The 4,659-nt window shown below is 37.2% G+C and carries 7 protein-coding genes; 2 read left to right on the forward strand and 5 right to left on the reverse strand.

Going from position 1 to position 4,659, the window contains the following annotated elements:
* Both L3V43_RS23490 and L3V43_RS23495 read right to left on the reverse strand, forming a co-directional pair.
* On the reverse strand, positions 1–244 hold a 244-nt coding region (locus L3V43_RS23490; protein WP_237123951.1), incomplete at its 3' end, for a transposase.
* A gap of 416 nt (positions 245–660) precedes the next feature.
* The gene (locus L3V43_RS23495) at positions 661–1,167 is read right to left on the reverse strand and encodes a hypothetical protein (protein ID WP_237117527.1); all 507 of its coding nucleotides are present in this window, start codon (positions 1,165–1,167) and stop codon (positions 661–663) included.
* A 943-nt stretch (positions 1,168–2,110) separates the two neighbouring features.
* Between L3V43_RS23495 and L3V43_RS23500 the strand changes: the two genes are divergently transcribed.
* On the forward strand, positions 2,111–2,809 hold the full coding sequence (locus L3V43_RS23500; RefSeq protein WP_237117526.1) for an inovirus-type Gp2 protein: 699 nt from the start codon (positions 2,111–2,113) through the stop codon (positions 2,807–2,809).
* A 252-nt stretch (positions 2,810–3,061) separates the two neighbouring features.
* Here L3V43_RS23500 and radC read toward each other — a convergent pair whose 3' ends face one another.
* Entirely contained in the window at positions 3,062–3,547 is a 486-nt protein-coding gene (radC, locus tag L3V43_RS23505; RefSeq protein ID WP_237117525.1) for a DNA repair protein RadC, read from the reverse strand.
* A gap of 146 nt (positions 3,548–3,693) precedes the next feature.
* Between radC and L3V43_RS23510 the strand changes: the two genes are divergently transcribed.
* Positions 3,694–3,876 (forward strand): AlpA family transcriptional regulator, encoded by a 183-nt coding sequence (locus L3V43_RS23510; RefSeq protein WP_045963047.1) that lies wholly within the window; start codon positions 3,694–3,696, stop codon positions 3,874–3,876.
* 367 nt (positions 3,877–4,243) lie between these two features.
* Here the strand turns inward: L3V43_RS23510 and L3V43_RS23515 are convergent, their stop codons facing one another.
* Together L3V43_RS23515 and L3V43_RS23520 are read right to left on the reverse strand one after the other, a co-directional pair.
* Entirely contained in the window at positions 4,244–4,450 is a 207-nt protein-coding gene (locus L3V43_RS23515; protein WP_237117524.1) for an EF-hand domain-containing protein, read from the reverse strand.
* 9 nt (positions 4,451–4,459) lie between these two features.
* Positions 4,460–4,659 (reverse strand): EF-hand domain-containing protein (locus tag L3V43_RS23520; protein WP_237117423.1); only part of this gene is annotated, 200 nt, incomplete at its 5' end.

Raw genomic sequence — 4,659 nt, forward strand, 5'->3', positions numbered from 1 at the left:
CCTCAAGCATCGAGTGCTTTAGGCTAAGCGTTGCAAACATATCTTTTAGCTTACGGTTTTCTTCTTCAAGCTCTTTAAGTCGCTTAACGTCTGAAGCTTCCATCCCGCCATACTTTGAGCGCCATTTGTAAAATGTACTTTGGCCGATACCATGTTTACGGCAGATTTCTGGTACAGGAATACCTGACTCAGCTTCTTTGATCATGCTGACAATTTGGGTTTCGGTGAACTTGCTTTTTCTCATCGTAAATTTTCCTATTTTAGTTAATGGAAAATTCTACTTATGAACTGTTTCATTTTTTGGGGGAGTTACACTAGCTTAAACTAATTTTTAACTTTCTTGAAAAGTTGACTAGAATATGGATTAGCAAAGTGAAAAATGGCTGACTCGCCAAATGACTTGTATTTCGACTTTTAAAATTGAAGGGAACTGACGTTTAATAAAGGTTCTAGAAGATTTGGAGTTACCGTCATGGCCCTATTTGATAGTTACATGACGGTAAATGAAGATTTATAACCCTATGTAAAGGTTAATAATTTTCTATTCTATGTTTTGGATCTGAATGTTTTTATGTTTTCATCTCATTGATTTTAATTGGATTTGTATTTTTATGTTTTGTATGGTCCCCGTTTTACTCCCCATGTAGGTTGATAAGAAAGCTACTTTTTGGGTTTTGCACTTGCTTGCAGTATCAAATGCTCAATGAGTTCTTCTTGAGAAAGTCCACGAGACTTAGCCATATTTTTTAACTTACTAGCAGTACTTTTTTCGATGTAAAACTGCCTAGCTACTTTATCATTTTTGCTTTTTCTGTGCTTTCTTGATGCATAAGAAGCTTTCATTTTTCTTATAGTGTTCTCGAAAGCATCTATATTTTTAATAATTGCCAAAGCTTCTAAATAACACCACACATACAGCTCTTTTTCACATAAATTCGTAGGCACATGCGGATAGATTTCTTTCACTGAACGCTTAGTCGGATCAAGTATAGGAGCCTCGTTCTCTTTCTTAGCAATATACTGAATAGCCCAATTAATAGATTCTTCGTCATGTTTTAGCCACCTGAATTGACAGGTGCATGAATTGTGTAAATCTATAACCTCACTCCAAGAACGCGCAACACCAAGATCCAGAAGTGAAAAATGTAGGGGCTCGAATAACTGCATTAAGTACAATTTTATATAGATACTATCAGAGTCGACGTGTATAGAGATACTTTTAGAGTCAAAGCGTGTTAATGATCGTTTTTTGTGTGTGTAAAAGATGTGTAGAAAATTGACTAGTCTAATGTTAAGTGAAGATATGTCTTTCGGTAGTGTATGAGCTGACTCATGTAGGTTGCGCCAATGTTCTAAGATTTCACCTAATAACACCTCATCGACCCTATCATCTATAAAAACTTTCCTAATCACAAATGCTCTTTGTTCCTCAATACGCTTAGCAAAATTACGGAGACTAAACTTGTCAGCTAGGTAGGTGTAAGCAAAAGAAGTCTTTAGATCATCTTTGATTAGTTGTTTATATTCGTCGAGCTTAAGAGATTCGAGTAAGGACGCCATTGTTTTTATCACTAAGTCATTTTAAAGTCATTTATACGGTATTTTAAGCATTTTTAAAAGTGCTTTAAAAGCTAATTACGAACAATAAAAATTAAATGGTTCCTTGCTTTTTATGGGCCTAGAGTCTAGAAATGACTAAGTTTTGTGAGTGCTTGTAGCTACGCACGTGTTTCGTAACGCTCAATCGGTTGAAAAGGTGGTGTGGTACTGGTTATTGGGCTACGGCAAAGAGCGTGCCGATGGAAGCTTTAGCAAGCGAATTATGGGTTCAATACATCTGGATTCAGTTTCAATATCCAATCATTAAGTGGTGAATAACTTCAGAGTGACCACAGCCAAAAAAGCCAAGATTTGTAAGGTATTGGATCATCAAATTGCCTATGCTGCTTTATCTTTTCTCTGTAGTGAAATCCGTATAGTTAATATACTTCAACCTAGAGTAATGAATACTAAGCAGGTTAGAGGAATAGTATTGATTACAAAGCCATAAAAAGTACTTTTTTACATTGCAGTCTCTTAGTGTGAGCAAATAAACATTAAGAGTTTCAAAATGAAAAAACTATCACAAAGAGTTCAGACCAATCCCTTCGATAAGCGCTACAAAGTCATCGTAAATCACAAAGAAATTATAGAGAGCAAATTCAAAGAAGCGTTAAGTGAGTACTCGCGTATTTCTGTTGTCAGATTTGATTTGCATATTCCTAGGCAATGCAAAGGAGAAGATAATCCTCTCGCATCAAATGAAAGTTTGATGAAGCGATTTATAGCTTCATTGGTATCAAAGCTCAAGTACAGTTATTTAAGAAAACCAGTGTCAAGAACTCAAATTTTGCGTTATGTCTGGGTTAAAGAGAAAGGAAAGTCAGGTAATGAACACTATCATGTTTGTCTGTTTCTCGATAAAGATCACTTTGGAATGTTAAGGAGTTATTCCAAGGGGTACAGTCACTTACTAAGTTATAAGAAGCCTAAAAAAAAGTCTGTACAAGAGTGCATTGTTGAAGCATGGGCAAGTGCGCTAAGTATTGAACCTCAGCTGGCCGAAATAAATGTGCAATTCTCAGATTCAAAAGTACATTGGATCAACTTGAACGATCAGAAAACGCTAAGCGAGGAGTATAGAAACGTGATGAAAAGGCTTATGTACATGGCGAAACCAGAAACCAAATTTGTAGACTTGAGTAAAACTAGGTACATAGGGCATGGCTCGCCGTCAATTAAACTAAAGTTACTACCTGTCAGAGCATAGAAGTATTTTAATATCCACTAATTCAGGTGATACAAGTAAACACTGCTGTACCCAGACGAAGCTGACTTTGAAAATGGCTCGATGCGTCTCCCAGCAGCAGGTTTAACTTTGTCTGTGCAGTGTAAGCAAGGAGGGGAGCCACCCCTCCAATATGCTTAGTGCTCCTTTATTAACTCTTTGATAATGATGAGTATCGCTATTGCATGAGAGATCAACTCTACGGTTCGTGGGTTGTGTTGCATAAGTTCTCCATTAAAGAGTGTTGATTATTCCCCTTTCGGCAAATGATGCGTAAGAGTCGCCAATGACTATGTGGTCTAAGATTTGAACATCTATAAGTGCCAAGGCATCGATAAGCTTCTTAGTGATATATCGATCAGCATCTGATATATCACAACTTCCAGAGGGGTGGTTATGTGCCAATATGACATTGGCTGCATTGGACTTTAAAACATCTTTAACAACTTCTCGTGGATAGACAGAAGCAGCGTTAATGGTTCCAAAGAACAATTCTTTATATTCGATAATCTCATTGCTGTTACTCAAATAAATTACGGCAAATACCTCTCTTTCCCTAGCACCTAATTTTGATCTCAGAAAATCAACTGCACTAGCTGGGTTGGAAACTTTACCCTGCCTTTTTAATCGACTAAATAGGATCCTAGAGGCCCAGTTCAGCACTTCTTCATCATCAAGGAGCGCAGGAGTATTTGAAATAGCATGTTCTTGAATTTGCATCGTTGATACCTCAGTAATTAATAGATTCGATGCAGTGATATAGATTTCAATTTGGTTCGATTTGAGTGGGAACAGTGTGATGGCCTGAGCGTAAAACTTTACGCAAGTCCCTTATTTTGATGAGTTTATTCACATAGGAGACAAAAATGAAACTCATCAAACTTCCTCAAGTGATTGAAAAAACTAGTCTTAGCCGTTCAAGTATTTATGACTTTATGAATAAAGGAGGATTTCCAAAGTCAGTTAGTTTAGGTGCCCGCGCTGTTGCATGGGTTGAATCTGAAATTGATGATTGGATCGGAGAAAAAGTGAAAGAGAGACAGTTATAAATCTGCCAAGGGCTCACTTAACTGCTATTAACGCAGACCCCCTAAAAAGGAACTAAAGCACAGTTAGTTTGGTGTACTTGACGCAATGCAGAACACTGAAATTACTCTACCTTTCTCCCTGTAAGATGATTAATCACTTCTTTGTCCTAGTTGATTGGGCACTGTCAGCAATGATAGTTATCAGAAATCTTCTTACCAGACCTGACTTTTCTGGCCTAAATTGATCGTTGTAGATCAGTGGTTCTATTATTTTTACAGGTATATGTAGGAGCTTAAGGAGCCAGAAGATTTATTAGGTAAAGGAATTTTATCAAACAAAAAAGCTCAGTATATTACTGAGCTCAGAAAGATGCTGTCCTTACCATCATTACTGATTAAATTCTTTCTCAGACAGTTTGCCATCTCCGTCGCTGTCGAGCTTATCAAAGATTGAAGCAAGAGATTCTGACATTGACGCTTCACTTTTAGAGATAAAACCGTCTTTATCTAAATCAAAATCGTTAAATTCTGCTGCCATTGCTGAACCGGCAAAAAGTACTGTGGCGGCTGTAATTACTGTTGCTAACTTTTTCATTGTGACCTCCTAGCCTTTAAAGTTAGAGAACTCAGTTTCGTTTAGTTCTCCGTCAGCGTTTACATCTAAGTCTTTAAACTGCTCGATAAGCGCTGTATTTACTTTTGCTTCACTCATGCTAATAGCACCGTTGCCATCTGTGTCATAGCTTGCGAAATCTTCACCAGCAATAGTATTTGCTGAAGCCAATGTTAGACCTGTGATTGATA

Origin of the sequence: Pseudoalteromonas sp. L23, from assembly GCF_021728455.1 — a bacterium.
Taxonomy (GTDB): Bacteria; Pseudomonadota; Gammaproteobacteria; order Enterobacterales; family Alteromonadaceae; genus Pseudoalteromonas.

What these genes read in the sequence shown, in the direction of transcription:
- L3V43_RS23500 (WP_237117526.1), top strand. Translation starts at nt 2,111, where the DNA reads ATGAAAAAACTATCACAAAGAGTTCAGACCAATCCCTTCGATAAGCGC.
- L3V43_RS23495 (WP_237117527.1), bottom strand. Translation starts at nt 1,167, where the DNA reads ATGCAGTTATTCGAGCCCCTACATTTTTCACTTCTGGATCTTGGTGTT.
- L3V43_RS23510 (WP_045963047.1), top strand. Translation starts at nt 3,694, where the DNA reads ATGAAACTCATCAAACTTCCTCAAGTGATTGAAAAAACTAGTCTTAGC.
- radC (WP_237117525.1), bottom strand. Translation starts at nt 3,547, where the DNA reads ATGCAAATTCAAGAACATGCTATTTCAAATACTCCTGCGCTCCTTGAT.
- L3V43_RS23515 (WP_237117524.1), bottom strand. Translation starts at nt 4,450, where the DNA reads ATGAAAAAGTTAGCAACAGTAATTACAGCCGCCACAGTACTTTTTGCC.